General features: G+C 70.9%; 14 protein-coding genes. 8 read left to right on the top strand and 6 right to left on the bottom strand.

What is annotated here, in order from left to right; genetic code table 11:
* Positions 1-34: 34 nt before the first annotated feature.
* Positions 35-685 carry a MarC family protein gene (locus tag T8T21_RS03245; RefSeq protein WP_322336788.1) on the top strand — a complete coding sequence of 217 codons (651 nt, stop codon included), beginning with the start codon at positions 35-37 and terminating at the stop codon, positions 683-685.
* Between the two features lie 18 nt (positions 686-703).
* Positions 704-1,282: a retropepsin-like aspartic protease family protein gene (locus T8T21_RS03240; RefSeq protein WP_183468959.1), complete on the top strand. Its 579-nt coding sequence runs from the start codon at positions 704-706 to the stop codon at positions 1,280-1,282.
* Between the two features lie 6 nt (positions 1,283-1,288).
* On the opposite strand, the gene T8T21_RS03235 is transcribed toward T8T21_RS03240, so the two are convergent.
* The gene (locus tag T8T21_RS03235) at positions 1,289-1,750 is read right to left on the bottom strand and encodes a DNA polymerase III subunit chi (protein ID WP_322336787.1); all 462 of its coding nucleotides are present in this window, start codon (positions 1,748-1,750) and stop codon (positions 1,289-1,291) included.
* A gap of 4 nt (positions 1,751-1,754) precedes the next feature.
* A complete protein-coding gene (locus tag T8T21_RS03230; protein ID WP_322336786.1) occupies positions 1,755-3,230 on the bottom strand; it encodes a leucyl aminopeptidase in 1,476 nt (491 codons plus the stop codon).
* Between the two features lie 136 nt (positions 3,231-3,366).
* Here T8T21_RS03230 and lptF point away from each other — a divergent pair, with 136 nt between their 5' ends.
* The 6 genes from lptF to rsmA are packed head-to-tail and all read left to right on the top strand — an operon-like array spanning position 3,367 to position 10,854.
* The gene (gene lptF, locus T8T21_RS03225; protein WP_322336785.1) at positions 3,367-4,491 is read left to right on the top strand and encodes an LPS export ABC transporter permease LptF; all 1,125 of its coding nucleotides are present in this window, start codon (positions 3,367-3,369) and stop codon (positions 4,489-4,491) included.
* Entirely contained in the window at positions 4,488-5,576 is a 1,089-nt protein-coding gene (gene lptG, locus T8T21_RS03220; RefSeq protein WP_322336784.1) for an LPS export ABC transporter permease LptG, read from the top strand. Before lptF ends, lptG begins: the two co-directional genes overlap by 4 nt.
* Before the next feature lie 41 nt (positions 5,577-5,617).
* Positions 5,618-7,747, top strand: coding sequence for an LPS-assembly protein LptD (locus T8T21_RS03215; RefSeq protein WP_322336783.1), 2,130 nt, complete (start codon positions 5,618-5,620; stop codon positions 7,745-7,747).
* Between the two features lie 32 nt (positions 7,748-7,779).
* Entirely contained in the window at positions 7,780-8,988 is a 1,209-nt protein-coding gene (locus tag T8T21_RS03210) for a peptidylprolyl isomerase (RefSeq protein WP_322336782.1), read from the top strand.
* Positions 8,985-9,956 carry a 4-hydroxythreonine-4-phosphate dehydrogenase PdxA gene (pdxA, locus tag T8T21_RS03205; RefSeq protein ID WP_322336781.1) on the top strand — a complete coding sequence of 324 codons (972 nt, stop codon included), beginning with the start codon at positions 8,985-8,987 and terminating at the stop codon, positions 9,954-9,956. Before T8T21_RS03210 ends, pdxA begins: the two co-directional genes overlap by 4 nt.
* 55 nt (positions 9,957-10,011) lie before the next feature.
* Complete coding sequence (gene rsmA, locus T8T21_RS03200; RefSeq protein WP_322336780.1) at positions 10,012-10,854, top strand: 16S rRNA (adenine(1518)-N(6)/adenine(1519)-N(6))-dimethyltransferase RsmA; 843 nt, start codon at positions 10,012-10,014, stop codon at positions 10,852-10,854.
* A gap of 80 nt (positions 10,855-10,934) precedes the next feature.
* Here rsmA and T8T21_RS03195 read toward each other — a convergent pair whose 3' ends face one another.
* The 4 genes from T8T21_RS03195 to T8T21_RS03180 all read right to left on the bottom strand — a co-directional run bounded on the left by T8T21_RS03195 (position 10,935) and on the right by T8T21_RS03180 (position 14,255).
* On the bottom strand, positions 10,935-11,600 hold the full coding sequence (locus T8T21_RS03195) for a DUF4167 domain-containing protein (protein WP_322336779.1): 666 nt from the start codon (positions 11,598-11,600) through the stop codon (positions 10,935-10,937).
* Positions 11,601-11,820: 220 nt separating this feature from the next.
* Positions 11,821-12,687 (bottom strand): peptide chain release factor N(5)-glutamine methyltransferase, encoded by an 867-nt coding sequence (gene prmC / locus T8T21_RS03190; protein WP_322336778.1) that lies wholly within the window; start codon positions 12,685-12,687, stop codon positions 11,821-11,823.
* On the bottom strand, positions 12,684-13,739 hold the full coding sequence (prfA, locus tag T8T21_RS03185) for a peptide chain release factor 1 (RefSeq protein ID WP_322336777.1): 1,056 nt from the start codon (positions 13,737-13,739) through the stop codon (positions 12,684-12,686). Before prfA ends, prmC begins: the two co-directional genes overlap by 4 nt.
* 42 nt (positions 13,740-13,781) lie before the next feature.
* Positions 13,782-14,255, bottom strand: coding sequence for a DUF1499 domain-containing protein (locus T8T21_RS03180; RefSeq protein WP_322336776.1), 474 nt, complete (start codon positions 14,253-14,255; stop codon positions 13,782-13,784).
* Between the last annotated feature and the right edge of the window lie 45 nt (positions 14,256-14,300).

Below are 14,300 nucleotides of genomic sequence, written 5' to 3'. Positions count from 1 at the left end.
AGGGTGGCGACGCATCTCGGACCGGAGACAGGACTTGCTCGACCTCGCCACACTGATCACCGCCTTCACCACCCTCTTCGTGATCGTCGACCCGATCGGCCTCGCGCCGCTCTTTGTTGCGATGACGGCCGGGATGAGCGCGGCCCAGCGGCGCCGGGTCGCGGCGCGCGCGATCATCACCTCGGCCGGTCTGATGCTGCTCTTTCTGGTGCTGGGCGACGCGGTGCTGCGCTTCATCGGCATCTCGGTCCCGGCCTTCCGCATCGCGGGCGGTGTGCTGCTGTTCCTGACCGCGCTCGACATGTTGTTCGAACGCCGCCAGGCCCGGCGCCGCGACAATGCCGAGGAGGCGAGCGGCCCGGATACCGAGCCGGATCACGACCCCTCGATCTTTCCGCTGGCACTGCCGCTGATCGTCGGCCCCGGCGCGATCACCACGCTGATCCTGCTCACCGCGGAGGCCGACGTGACCGGCTACGCCGCGATCTATGGCGTGGCGCTCGCCGTGCTCGGCACCGTCTGGATCGCCTTCAAGCTGGCCGGGCCGCTGGCGCGGGTGCTGGGTCCGGTGGGGCTCAACGTCGTGACGCGGGTGCTCGGCATGCTGCTCGCCGCGCTGGCGGTGCAGTTCATCATCGACGGCCTGCACGGCTCCGGCTTCGGCATGCCTTTTCCCGGCGCCTGAACGCACCATATTATGGGCATGAGCCCCGACAACCTCGCCAGCCTCGCCTATCTCGGACTGCTCGGCGCCGCCATCGCCGGCTGGTTCCTGCTGCAGAACCGCGACCGGCTGGGTCAGCTGGCGCAGCAGGCCGTCGTCTGGGCGCTGATCTTCGTCGGCGTGATCGCCGCGGCCGGGCTGTGGTCGGACATCCGCGACGACGTCGTGCCCCGGCAGACCATGGTCGGCGCCGAGGGCATCGAGGTGCCGCAGGCGCGCGACGGGCATTACTACCTGACGCTGGAGATCAACGGCGAGCCGATCGACTTCGTGGTCGATACCGGCGCGACCGACATGGTGCTGGGCCGCAACGACGCGCGCCGGGCCGGGATCGACCCCGAGGATCTGGTTTATATGGGTTCGGCCGCGACCGCCAACGGCACGGTCCGCACCGCCCGCGTCACCCTCGACAGCGTGGCGCTGGGCTCGATCGAGGATGAGGGGCTGAGCGCCGTGGTTACCGATGGCGACCTGACCGGCTCGCTTCTGGGCATGGGGTATCTGCGGCTGTTTGGCCGCATCGAGATCGAGAACGGCCGCCTGATGCTGACCCGCTGATACAGATCAGCCCTCGGCCTTCTTTGTCCAGCGGCCGTCTTCCTGCGCCCAGTACTGCGCCGCGCAGCCGGCGCCGGTAAGGCCCTTCCACTGTCCCCGCGCCGCCTGCACCGCCATCGGGTCATGCCCGTCGAACAGGATGCAAACCCGCTCGGCAGCCTGAACCTCGTCGGGGGCGACCTCCGCCCCGTCGAGGCAGATCACGCATGGCAGCTTCGGCGCCGCCTCGCCCTGGGCGGTCAGCAGCACGGGCTGCGCCGCGTCATGCGGCCCGCCCGCGCGGCCATGCGCCAGAAAACTCTCGGGCGGCCCCGTCCGCCACAGAGCGACGTCAAGCCGATCCATCGCGGCGGCGCTGCCGCCACGGATCTCCACCCGCCAGCCCTGCTTGCCCGCGAGGCCGAGAAGCTGCGGCAGCAGCGCCTCGGCCGGGCTGTCGGTCAGGTGGTAGAACAGGGCCGCCCCCATCGCGTCAGCCCTCGTAACGGTCGGCCACGAGGCGGTTGAGCGCCATCACGCCCCAGCCCGTCGCGCCCTTGGGCGCCAGCGCGCTGTCGGATTTCAGCGACGCGGTGCCCGCGATGTCGAGATGGATCCAGGGCGTGCCGTCCTGCACGAAGCGCTTGAGGAATTGCGCCGCGGTGATCGACCCGCCCTCGCGGCCGGTGCCGACGTTGCGCATGTCGGCGATCCGGCTCTTGAGCACCTTGTCGTAGGCGTCTCCCATCGGCAGCCGCCACGCGCCCTCGCCCTCGGCCTGCGCCGCCGCGAGGAATGCCTCGGCGAACCCGTCCTCGTTGGCGAACACGCCCGCATTCTCATGGCCCAGAGCGATGATCACCGCGCCGGTCAGCGTGGCGAGATCGATCATGCCGGAGGGTTTGAACCGCTCCTGCGCGTACCACATCACGTCCGCCAGAACGAGCCGGCCCTCGGCGTCGGTGTTGATCACCTCGATGGTGTCGCCCTTCATCGAGCGCACCACGTCGCCGGGACGGGTGGCGCGACCCGAGGGCATGTTCTCGACCAGCCCCACGAGGCCGACAACGTTGGCCTTGGCCCGGCGCAGCGCCAGCGCCCGCATGGTACCGGCCACGGTGGCGGCGCCGCCCATGTCCATGGTCATGTCCTCCATGCCGGCGGCGGGCTTGAGCGAGATGCCACCGGTGTCGAACACCACGCCCTTGCCGACCAGCGCCAGCGGCGCCTCGTCGCCACCGCCCTGCCAGCGCATCACCACCACCTTGGAGGGGCTGTCGGAGCCCTGCCCGACGGCCAGCAGCGCGCCCATGCCGAGCCGCGCGAGCTCGTCCTCCTCAAGGATCTCGACTTCGAGTCCCAGCTCCTGCATCGCCGCGAGCCGGGCGGCGAAATCATCGGTGGTCAGCACGTTGGCGGGCTCGTTCACCAGATCGCGGGTGAAGGCCACGCCCTCGGCGATCGCGGCCATCGGCGCGGCGGCACGGGCCAGCGCCTCCGAATCGTCGCCGGTGATCCGAACGGTGCCCTCGGGGCCGGCCTCGTCGTCGGGCTTCTGGTGCGCATCGAAACGATAGGCCCGGAGCGCGACACCCAGCGCGACCTCCTCGGCATGCCGCAGCCCCGCGGTCAGCACGGTCAGGTCGCCGCGCCCGGCCGCGGCGGCGATCGCGCCGCCCGCGCGCCGCATCGCCAGCCGGTCGGCCTCGCTGTCATGCTTCACGGCGATGACCGCGTCGGCGGCGAGGCCTGCGGGCACCGCGATCTCGACCGCCTCGCCCGGCCGGACCCGGCCCCAGCGGGCGCCGTCCGCGAGCCGCGTCAGCGCCCCGCCCATCAGCGCGTCGAGACCGCGCGCGGCATCGCTGTCGGGGCCGTCCGCCGCCACGAATACGGCGATGCGGCCTTGGGTCTGGGCCAGTGCGTCGGCGTCATGGGGCTGGAAATCGATGCGGGGGGTGCGGGACATGCCGGCTCCTTCGGGTCGCTTTGCTTTGGCGGCGGAGCCTAGCCGCCGCGCGCCGCGATGACCAGATCGCGGTTCAACCCGCCACGCGGACCGGCTAGGATGCGCTGCAGACAGGCGGCCTCCCCGGCGGCCCGACATGGACGAGGGACCGGTGGCGCGATTCGACAGATACATGCTGTCGCAGCTGATGATGCTGTTCGGCTTCTTCGCGCTGGTGCTGGTGCTGGTCTACTGGGTCAACAGCGCGGTGCAGCTGTTCGACCAACTGGTGGCCGACGGCCAGAACCTGTCGGTGTTTCTCGAACTGACCATGCTCACCCTGCCGGCGCTGATCCGGCTGGTGCTGCCGATCGCGGGCTTTGCCGCAGCACTCTACGTCACCAACCGGCTCTCATCGGACAGCGAGCTGACGGTGATGCAGGCCACCGGCTTCTCGCCTTGGCGGCTGGCGCGACCGGTTTTGATGTTCGGCCTGGTGGCCGGGATGCTGACCGGCGCGTTGACGCTGGTGATCAACCCGCTCGCCCATGCCCGCCTCGCCGACCGGCAGGCGGAGATCGCCCGCTCGGCCACGGCGCGACTGCTGCAGGAGGGCGAGTTCCTGTCGCCGGTCGACGGCATCACCATCTACATCCGCGACATCACCCCGGAGGGCGAGCTGCGCGACCTGCTGATCTCCGACAGCCGCGACCCGGACGAGACGGTTACCTACACTGCTTCGAGCGCCTATCTGGTCGAGACCGCGACCGCGCCGCAGCTGGTGATGATCGACGGCCTGATCCAGGTGCTGCGCCCCGGTGTCGCCCGGCTGGCGACCACCCGCTTCAACGATTTCGCCTTTGACCTCGCGCCGCTGACCAGCGCCTCCGAAAGCGGCAGCCGCCGCCCGCGCGAGATCTCGACCTTGGAGCTGCTGCGCGGCGCGCCAGAGACGCTCGAAGCCACCGGGCGCAGCGCGGCGCAGTTGACGGCCGAGGCGCATGACCGCGTCGCAGGGGCGCTGCTGGCGGCGGCGGCGCCGCTGATCGGTTTTGCCACGCTGCTCACCGGGGGCTTCTCGCGCTTCGGCGTCTGGCGGCAGATCCTCGCCGCGATCGGCCTGATCATCGTGGTGCAGGCGCTCGAATCGACGGTGACCTCGGCGCTGCGCGGCGATCCCGAGCGCTGGCCACTGATCTACCTGCCGGGCCTAGCCGCTTTCGCCATGGGTACAGCGGCCCTTGCGCTCTCTGCGCGACGACGGCGAGGGGTGTCCACATGATCCTGCACCGCTACTTCGCGCGCCGCTACGTGATGGCGTTCCTCGGCACGCTGGGCGTGTTCTTCACGCTGCTGACGATGATCGACCTCGTGGAGCAGGCGCGGCGCTACGGCGACAGCACAGGCATCGCCGAGCTGCTGGCGGTGAGCCTGCTCAACGCGCCCTCGAAGCTCTACGAGATCCTGCCGCTGATCGTGATCATTTCCGGCATCACGCTGTTTCTCGGCCTCGCGCGGTCCTCAGAAATGGTGGTGACCCGGGCGGCCGGGCGCTCGGCGCTGTCGGCGCTCCTCGCACCGGTCACGGTGACCTTGTTGCTGGGGATCGCGGCGGTGGCGCTGTTCAACCCGCTGGTCGCCGCAACCACCCGCGCCTACGAGGCGCGCACCGACAGCCTCAAGGGCGAGCAGCGGGTCATCGCCCTGTCCGATGACGGGCTCTGGCTGCGCCAGGGCGACGCCGAGGCGCAGACCGTGATCCGGGCCAAGGGCGCCAATCTCGACGGCACCGTGCTGCGTGAGGCGAGCTTCCTGACCTTCGATACCGAGGGCCGCCCGCGCGAGCGCGTCGAGGCCGATTTCGCCGAGCTGCAGCCGGGCCATTGGCTGATGCGCGGGGTCAAACGCTGGCCGCTCTCGGCCGACAACCCCGAGACCGCGGCCGAACGGCTGCCGCAGATGACGCTCGCTTCGTCGCTGACCGCGACCCAGATCCGCGACAGCTTCGGTGATCCGGCGGCGATCTCGGTGTGGAAGCTGCCGGGCTTCATCGCCCGGCTCAAGGAGGCGGGTTTCACCGCGCGGCGCCACGAGGTGTTCCTGCATACCGAGCTCGCGCAGCCCGCCTTCCTGACCGCGATGCTGCTGATCGGCGCCGGCTTCACGCTCCGCCACCAGCGCGGCGGCCGGGTCGGCGTGATGGTGCTGGGCGCGATCCTGCTGAGCTTCGGCGTGTATTTCCTGCGCAATTTCGCGCAGATCCTTGGCGAGAACGGGCAGATCCCGCCGGCGCTGGCGGCCTGGGCGCCACCGGTGGCGGCGATCCTGTCCTCGCTCGGCCTGCTACTGCATCTGGAGGACGGATGATTCAACGCCGGTTCGCGGCCCCGGCGGGGCGGCCCTTGTTCATGACCCGCGCGCGCAAGCGGCTGGCCACCGCCCTGGCCGCGCTGCTGCCCGCTTTGGCGCCGCTGCCCGCCCTGTCGCAGGGGCTGGCGCAGCTCGTGGCCGACAGCGTGACCGTCACCGCCGACGAGGTGCTGGTGGCGCGCGGCAATGTCGAGGCCTTCTACGACGGCACCCGGCTCATGGCCTCGACGATCACCTATGATCGCGCCGCCGACCGGCTGAGCGTCACCGGGCCGATCCTGATCACCACGCCGGATGGGGAAGTGTTCACCGCCGAGGCGGCGGAAATCGATCCGCGCCTCGAGGCCGGCCTGCTGCGCGGCGCGCGGCTGGTGCTCGACCGGCAGCTGCAGGTCTCGGCCGCACGGATCGATCGCACCGGCACCGGCCTGACCGCGCTGACCCGCACGGCCGCCACCTCCTGCCGGGTCTGCGGCGATGGCCCGCCGCTCTGGGAGATCCGGGCTGCCCGCGTCGTGCATGACGAGGTCGAGCGGCAGCTTTACTTCGACGATGCGCGCTTTCTGGTGCGTGGCGTGCCGCTGCTCTGGCTGCCGCGCATGCGCCTGCCCGACCCCACGCTCGAGCGCGGCTCCGGCCTGCTCATCCCCGAACTCTTCACCTCGGACACGCTCGGCTTCGGTTTGCAGCTGCCCTATTTCGTGCGGCTGGGCGGGCGTCGCGACCTCACCATCACGCCGTGGATCGCCACCCGCGCGCGCAATCTCGAGCTGCGCTACCGACAGGCGTTCCGGGGCGGCTGGGCCGAGGTGCAGACCCATCTCGCCGAGGATGACAGCCGTGATTCCGGCCGCTACGCGCTGCTTTCCGAGGGCGCCTTCATCCTGCCCCGCGATATCCGCCTCGAATTTGACGTCGAGGCGGTCTCCGACGACGCCTTCCTGCTGGATTACGACCTCTCGGACCAGGACCGGCTCGACAGCCGGTTGCGGCTCTACCGGCTGGGCGAGGATGGCTACGCGCTCGCCGAGATCACCTATTACGAAAGCCTGCGCGACGACGAATCCAGCGACTCGCTGCCGCCGCTTGTGGCCCGGGCCGAACGCGAGACGGTGCTGCGCCCGGCACCGATGGGCGGTCGCCTGACGCTCCGCGCCGAGCTCGACGCGCTGTGGCGCGACAGCAGCGAGGACGACCCCGACGCGCTGCGCGACGTGACGCGGGCCGGCGTGTCGGCGGCTTGGCAGGGCGACCGGCTGGTCGGGCCTGGGCTGCGCCTCTCGGCCGAGGCGCGCGGTCGCGTCGATGGCTACGCGATCACCGACGACGCGGCCTATGACGAGGCGGTGCTGCGCGCGGCGCAGGGCGTCGGCGTCACGCTGCGTTGGCCGCTTCTGCGCCGCGAGGCGTCCGACGTGGCGGTGCAGACCCTCGAGCCGGTGGCCAGCCTGTCCTACGCCGCCGTGCAGGGCGGCGATGTGCCCAACGAGGACTCCCGCCTCGCGGAGCTCGATGCGGCCTCGCTCTTCGCGATCGACCGCTTTCCCGGCGAGGATCTGCAGGAGGAAGGCGCGAGCGCCGGGCTTGGCCTGCGCTGGAGCCGCTTCGACCAGGAGGGGCGCGGCCTGTCGGTCCTCGCGGGCCGGCTGATCCGCGACCGCGCGCAGGGCGGCCTCGAGGAGAGCACCGGCATCGCCGAGACCCGCTCCGACTGGCTGATCTCGACCAGCCTCGATCTCGGCGCGGATCTGGGGCTCGAGACGGTGACCACATTCGACGACGCGTTCGACGTCTCGGGCGCCGAGGCGCGGCTCGGTCTCGACCGTCCGAACTATGATCTCTCCGGCGCCTATCTGTGGTTGGAGCCCGCCTCCGAGACCGGCCTCGACCGGGTCAGCGAGGTGTCGATCGACACCACGCTGCGGCTGGGTGAGCGCTGGACCGTCTCGGCGCAGGGCCGCTACGACATTGCCGCCGCGTCGCCGGTGCGGACCCGGATCGGCGCCGGCTGGCGCAACGAATGCGTCACGGTGGACGTTTCGGCATCGCGCCGCTACACCGACACGGACGACGTGGACCCCTCCACGAGCTTCGCGCTGTCGGTCAATCTGAACGGGTTCTCGACCGCGCAGACGGCCATGCCGGCCGCTGGCGACTGCGAGGGATGAGACGCAAGGATCGGACGAGGATGGGAGCCGGAATGCGGGCTTTGGATTTCGTGAAGGCCGTGGCGCTCGCCACCGCCATGGCGGCGCCGCTCGGGGCCGCCGCGCAGGGCATGTTCGCCCCCGCGATCACCGTGAACGGCAGCGCCGTCACCAATTACGAGCTGGACCAGCGCGCCAAGCTGCTTGCCGCCTTCAACGCGCCGGGCGACCCGGCGCAAGAGGCCCGCACCCAGCTGGTCGAGGAGAAGCTCAAGCTTCAGGAACTCACCCGGGCCGGGATGCAACTCACCGATGAGGGGCTGGAGTCCGCGATGGCCGATTTCGCGCAGCGCGCGAACCAGCCGCTCGACGCCTTCCTCGCGCAGCTCGCGAGCCAGGGCATCGCCCGCGAGACGCTGCGCGACTTCGTGAAGGTCAACGTCTCCTGGCGCGATTACATCCGCCGCCGCTACAACGCCCAGATCAATGTCACCGAGGCCGAGATCGACGCGGCGCTGGCCCGCACCGGCGGGCCGGATTCGGTCGAGGTGCTGCTGTCGGAGATCATCATCCCGGCGCCGCCGCCCCGCGCCGCCGCCGCCATGGCGCGCGCCGAGGCGATCTCCAAGCTACGCTCCACCGCTGCCTTCGAGGCCGAGGCTCGCGCCGTCTCGGCGTTGCCCTCGCGCGAGCAGGGCGGTCGGCTCGAATGGCGCGCGCTGAGCGATTTCCCCGCCGGGCTGCACGGGCTGTTCCTGTCGCTCGAACCGGGCGAGGTCAGCCAGCCGATCCCGATCACCAACGGCGTCGCACTGTTCCAGCTGCGCGACATCCGCGAGGCGCCGCAGGCCCCGGCCGAAATCGCCGAGATCGAATACGCGCAATTTGCCATCCCCGGCGCCGGCACCGCCGAGGCGCTGGCCGAGGCGCAGCGGGTGCGCGGCGCGGTCGATACCTGCGATGACCTCTACGGCGTCGCCAAGGGCCTGCCCAAGGAACGGCTGGTGCGCAACGCCGTGGCCCCCGCCGCGCTGCCGCGCGATCTCGGGCTCGAGCTGGCGCGTCTCGATCCGAACGAGGCCTCTTGGAACCTGACGCAGAACGGCGCGCTGCTGTTCACCATGCTGTGCGCACGCACCCCGGCCGCCGCCGAGGGCAGCGACCGCGATGCCGTGCGCAACCAGCTGGTCGGCCAGAAGCTCGCCGCCCGGGCGGATATCCTGCTCGAAGAGCTGCGGGCGCAGGCGCGCATCGCGCCGTGAAGCCGATCGCGATCTCCTGCGGCGAGCCTGCGGGCATCGGCCCCGAGATCGCGGTCACCGCCTGGGAGCGGCTGCGCGGCGAGATCCCGCTGCTGTGGCTGGGCGATCCGCGCCACCTGCCCGAAAAGACGCGCTGGCAGGCCGTCTCGGACGCCTCCGAGGCCGCGCGGGTCTCCGCCACGGCGCTGCCGGTGCTGGCGCGCGACTTCGGCGCGCCCGCGGTGCCGGGCCGCCCCGACCCGACCCATGCGCAGGGCGTGATCGACGCCATCCGCGACGGCGTCGATTTGGTGCGGGACGGACACTGCGCCGCGCTCTGCACCGCGCCGATCCACAAGGCCGCGCTGATCGACGGGGCGGGCTTCGCCCATCCCGGCCATACCGAATTCCTGGCCGATCTGGCCGGGGTGGACCAAGTGGTGATGATGCTCGCCTGCACGGCGCTGCGCGTCGTGCCCACGACCATCCACCTGCCGCTCAGCGAGGTGCCCGCCCGACTCACGCCCGAACTGCTCGAAGCGACGATCCGGATCACCCGCGACGCGCTGATCCGCGATTTCGGCATCGCCGCGCCGCGGCTCGCCATCGCCGGGCTCAACCCGCATGCGGGCGAGGATGGCAAGATGGGCGGCGAGGAGATCGCGATGATCTCGCCGCTGCTCGACGGGATGCGGGCCGAGGGCTTCGACCTCGCCGGGCCGCTTTCGGCGGACACGATGTTCCACGCCGCCGCGCGCGCCACCTATGACGCGGCGATCTGCATGTATCACGACCAAGCGCTGATCCCGATCAAGACCATCGACTTCTCGGGCGGCGTCAACGTCACGCTCGGCCTGCCCTTCATCCGCACCTCGCCCGATCACGGCACCGCCTTCGGCATCGCCGGCAAGGGGCTGGCCGACCCGTCGTCGATGATCGCCGCGATCCGCATGGCTGCCGATATGGCGCAGGCCCGCGCCACGCGCTAAGGGAGCGGCGCGCCCGCGCGGAGCCGCGCAAGTTTCACAGCAACAGGACATGCCCATGGCCGCCATCGACGATCTGCCGCCGCTGCGCGAGGTGATCGAGACCCACGGCCTGCGCGCCAAGAAGACGCTGGGCCAGAACTTCCTGCTCGACCTCAACCTGACCGCGCGGATCGCGCGGGCGGCGGGCGACCTGCCGGGCTCCGACATCCTCGAGATCGGGCCCGGGCCGGGCGGGCTGACCCGCGGCCTGCTGGCCGAGGGCGCACGCAAGGTCCTCGCGATCGAGAAGGACTCGCGCTGCATGCCGGCGCTGGCCGAGATCGAGGCGCGCTATCCCGGTCGGCTGCAAGTGATCGAAGGTGACGCGCTCGAGATCGACCCGCTGGCGCATCTGACGCCGCCGATCCGGATCGCGGCCAACCTGCCCTACAATGTCGGCACCGAGCTGCTTGTCCGCTGGCTGACGCCCAAGGAATGGCCGCCCTTTTGGGAAAGCCTGACGCTGATGTTCCAGCGCGAGGTGGCCGAGCGGATCGTGGCCCAGCCGGGCTCCAAGGCCTATGGCCGGCTCGCGATCCTCGCGCAGTGGCGCGCCTCTGCCCGGATCGTGCTCGACCTGCCGCCGCAGGCCTTCGTGCCCGCGCCCAAGGTGTCGTCGGCGGTGGTGCACCTCACCGCCCTGCCCGAGCCGCGCTTTCCGGCCGATCCGGCGGTGCTGAGCCGCGTCGTGGCGGCCGGTTTCAACCAGCGGCGAAAGATGCTGCGCGCCTCGCTCAAGGGCGTGGCGCCGGGGATCGAGGATCACCTCGCCGCCGCCGGAATTCCGCCGACCGAACGCGCGGAGCAGGTCGGGCTGGAGCAGTGGTGCGCGCTGGCCCGTTCCGTCGCCGCCGGCTGAGCCGCGACCGACAACCCGGAACGACAAAGGGGCGGCATCCGAGATGCCGCCCCTTTTCATGTCGTCCACGTCGCGTGGGCCTATTCGGCCGCTTCCGCCGCGCCATTGTCGGATTTGTCGGTGGCCTTCTCGGACGCCTTGCGCCGGGTGCGCGGCGCCGGGGCGGCCTCGCCCTCGGGCGTATCACGCTTCACGCGCGGCTTGCGGGGACGCTTGGGCTTGGGCTCGGCATCCGCCTCGGCGGCGGGCGTCTCGGCGGCCTGGAAAGGGATCTCCTCGCGCGATGCGCGGGGCTCGGGCGCCTCGGCGGCGGGCTGCTGCTGGCGCTCTTCTTGCGCCGGGCGCTGCTCGGGCTGCGGCGCTTGCGCGGCGGCGGCCTGCTCCTCCTGCGCGCGCAGCCGGGCGGCGCGCTCGCGGTCGCGCTCGGCCTGGCGATCGCGCTCGGCCTGGCGTTCGCGGTTCTGGGCCTCGGCCTCCTCGCGCTTGGCGTCGATCTCCTTTTGCGCCTCGGCCAGCATCCTCAGGTAATGCTCGGCGTGCTGGGCAAAGTTCTCGGCGGCGACGCGGTCGCCCGACAGCTGCGCGTCGCGATGCAGCTGGGTGTATTTCTCGATGATCTGCTGCGGCGTGCCGCGTACCTTGCCGTCCGGGCCCGAACTGTCGAACACTCGGTTGACGATGTTGCCACCCGACGGACGGTTGTTGCGGTTCTTGTTGCCGCGCGAGCGTGACTTCGATGATCTCATGTGATTCTTCGGTTTCGGCCCGGCTCGGGCGTTGCGCTCTGGCCCCGGTCCGCGCGCGGAAAGCGCGGCTGCTGCGACGTGGGAGCCTGCGATGATCTGGCAGCGTTCGGATCGGGAAGGCCCGCGCCTTCCTCCGTCCGATACCAAGGACTAACCATGCGAATGGCTCGCAGGCAAGTGGAAACTGCGCGAAAACGCAGGATCCGCGCGTTTTCGCGGGCTAGAAGCCCGAATGCGGCATTCCCAGCACGATCACTCTGTCGCGCCCGTCGAGATCGGGAATGAGCGCGATCGGCGCGAAGCCGCGTGCAACCGCGAGCGTGCCAACCGCCTCGGCCTGCCCGGCGCCGAGCTCCATCAAGAGCCGCCCGCCGGGTGCCAGAACCTCCTGCGCGCCGTCGAGGATCGCGCGGTAGCAAGACAGTCCGTCACCGCCATCGGTCAGCGCGCCGCTGGGTTCCCAGTCGCGGACCTCGGGCGCCAGTTCGGCCATCTCTTCCTGCGCGATATAGGGCGGGTTCGACACCACGAGGTCGAACACCCCCTCGACCCGGCTGACCCAGTCGGAGACCGAGATATGGGCCCGGTCGCTCAGCCCCAGCGCGGCGGCGTTCTCGCGCGCCACGGCGCAGGCCGCCTCCGAGACATCGACGCCCACGCCTCGCGCATCGGGCATTTCCGCCAGCAGGCTCAGCAGGATGCAGCCCGAGCCGGTGCCGAGATCGAGGACGTGGCCGAAGGGTTCGGACAGCGCCGCCTCGACCAGAAGCTCGGTCTCCGGGCGGGGGTCGAGCACGTCGCGCGTGACCCTGAAGCGGCGACCGTAGAAGGCACGGCTGCCGGTCAGGTGACTGACCGGCTCGCGCGCGCAGCGCCGCTCGATCAGCGCCTCGAAGGCGGCGAGCGCCTCGCCCTCCACCGGCTCCGGCAGGACCAGCGTCAGCCGGCCCGGATCGACGCCGATCGCATGGGCAAAGAGCCTGCGCGCATCGCGGCCGGGATCGGCCACCCCGGCCTCGGAAAGCCGGCGCGTCGCCGCGTAGAGCGCTGTGGCCCCGGTCAACGGGCCGCTCGGCAAGGGGCTCATGCTTCCATCTCCGCCAGCAACGCCGCCTGCGCCTCGGCGGTCAGCGCGTCGATGATCTCGTCGAGATCGCCCGCCATCACCGCGTCGAGCTTGTAGAGCGTCAGGTTGATCCGGTGATCGGTCAGCCGGCCCTGCGGGAAGTTGTAGGTCCGGATCCGCTCGGAGCGGTCGCCGCTGCCGACCTGCGCGCGGCGATCGGCGGAGCGGGCGCCCTCGGCCCGGCTGCGTTCGAGATCGAAGAGCCGCGAGCGCAGCACCTCCATCGCGAGCTCGCGGTTGCGGTGCTGCGATTTCTGGCTCGAGGTCACGACGATGCCGCTTGGGATATGGGTGATCCGCACCGCCGAGTCGGTGGTGTTCACGTGCTGGCCGCCCGCGCCCGAGGCACGCATCGTGTCGATGCGGATGTCGTTCGGATCGATTTTCACATCGACCGCCTCGGCTTCGGGCAGCACGGCGACGGTGGCCGCCGAGGTGTGGATGCGGCCGCCGCTCTCGGTCTCGGGCACGCGCTGCACCCGGTGCACGCCGCTCTCATATTTCAGCCGGGCAAACACGCCCTCGCCCTCGACCCGCGCCACGACTTCCTTGACGCCGCCAAGCTCGGTCGCCTGCTCCTCGATGATCTCGAAGCGCCAGCCGCGCGTATCGGCATAGCGCTGATACATCCGCAGCAGGTCGGCGGCGAAGAGCGCGGCCTCGTCGCCCCCCGTTCCGGGTCGGATCTCGATCATCGCGGGCCGCGCATCGGCGGCATCCTTGGGCAGGAGCGCGAGGCGCAGCGCCGTTTCGGCCGCCTCCAGCCGCTCGCGCAGCCCGGGAAGTTCCTCTTCGGCGAGGTCGCGCATCTCCGGATCGCGCAGCATCGCCTGCGCCTCGGCGATTTCGGTGGCAAGGCGGGCGTGCTCGGCGGCGGTCTCGACCACCGGCTTGAGCTCCGCGTATTCCCGGCCCAGCTCGGCGATTTCGCCGCCCGAGGCGCCGGACGACATCTTCGCCTCGATGAACTCGAAGCGGGCGGTGATCTGGTCGATCTTGTCCTGTGCGATCATGGATCACCCATCCTCCATCGCCCCCGAGGCGTCAAGTGACGCTCAGCGGCGCGGCAGCCGCGTGGAGAGCTCGGCCAGCCAACCCTCGACCCGGCGCCGGTTGACGCCGATGTCGGTGCCGCCGAAGCGGTTGCGCGCCCAGATCATCAGCGCCGCCCCACCGGCCTCGGGCACCGCCTTGACGCTGGTGTAGTCTGGGAACCCTATCACCGCGCTGCGGGTCATGTAGGTCGCGCGCCCCTCGGACGGGCTGACGAAAAGGGCCTTGGTACGCGGGCTCGCCTGCACGATCTCGTCGAACGCCGAGAACAGCGTGGCGGGATCGGTCGCAAAGACCGGCGGCGCCGCGTTGGCGGGCCCGGTGCGAACCAACCAGCCGCCCTGACGCGGCTTCTCGGGCACGCGCGCGACCTCCATCGGATCGACATGCCACCGGGCGACATCCGAGGGTGCCACCCGGATCCAGGTAAGCGGCACAGCCGCCGCGACCAACGCCGACACGGTCATCAAAGCCATTCTTTTCAATCCCTTGCCGTCCGATCTTCAGGGCTTGGCCGCGCG

It is taken from the genome of Limimaricola variabilis, assembly GCF_034371605.1.
Taxonomy (GTDB): Bacteria; Pseudomonadota; Alphaproteobacteria; order Rhodobacterales; family Rhodobacteraceae; genus Limimaricola; species Limimaricola variabilis.
The sequence above is the reverse complement of the archived record's forward strand: the minus strand, read 5'-3'. Positions and strand labels throughout refer to the sequence as shown.

Bases quoted from the DNA above. Each gene is read 5' to 3' on its own strand.
- lptG (WP_322336784.1), top strand. From the start codon at position 4,488: ATGATCCTGCACCGCTACTTCGCGCGCCGCTACGTGATGGCGTTCCTC.
- T8T21_RS03230 (WP_322336786.1), bottom strand. From the start codon at position 3,230: ATGTCCCGCACCCCCCGCATCGATTTCCAGCCCCATGACGCCGACGCA.
- prfA (WP_322336777.1), bottom strand. From the start codon at position 13,739: ATGATCGCACAGGACAAGATCGACCAGATCACCGCCCGCTTCGAGTTC.
- T8T21_RS03235 (WP_322336787.1), bottom strand. From the start codon at position 1,750: ATGGGGGCGGCCCTGTTCTACCACCTGACCGACAGCCCGGCCGAGGCG.
- lptF (WP_322336785.1), top strand. From the start codon at position 3,367: ATGGACGAGGGACCGGTGGCGCGATTCGACAGATACATGCTGTCGCAG.
- T8T21_RS03215 (WP_322336783.1), top strand. From the start codon at position 5,618: ATGACCCGCGCGCGCAAGCGGCTGGCCACCGCCCTGGCCGCGCTGCTG.
- prmC (WP_322336778.1), bottom strand. From the start codon at position 12,687: ATGAGCCCCTTGCCGAGCGGCCCGTTGACCGGGGCCACAGCGCTCTAC.
- T8T21_RS03195 (WP_322336779.1), bottom strand. From the start codon at position 11,600: ATGAGATCATCGAAGTCACGCTCGCGCGGCAACAAGAACCGCAACAAC.
- T8T21_RS03180 (WP_322336776.1), bottom strand. From the start codon at position 14,255: ATGGCTTTGATGACCGTGTCGGCGTTGGTCGCGGCGGCTGTGCCGCTT.
- T8T21_RS03210 (WP_322336782.1), top strand. From the start codon at position 7,780: ATGCGGGCTTTGGATTTCGTGAAGGCCGTGGCGCTCGCCACCGCCATG.
- rsmA (WP_322336780.1), top strand. From the start codon at position 10,012: ATGGCCGCCATCGACGATCTGCCGCCGCTGCGCGAGGTGATCGAGACC.
- T8T21_RS03240 (WP_183468959.1), top strand. From the start codon at position 704: ATGAGCCCCGACAACCTCGCCAGCCTCGCCTATCTCGGACTGCTCGGC.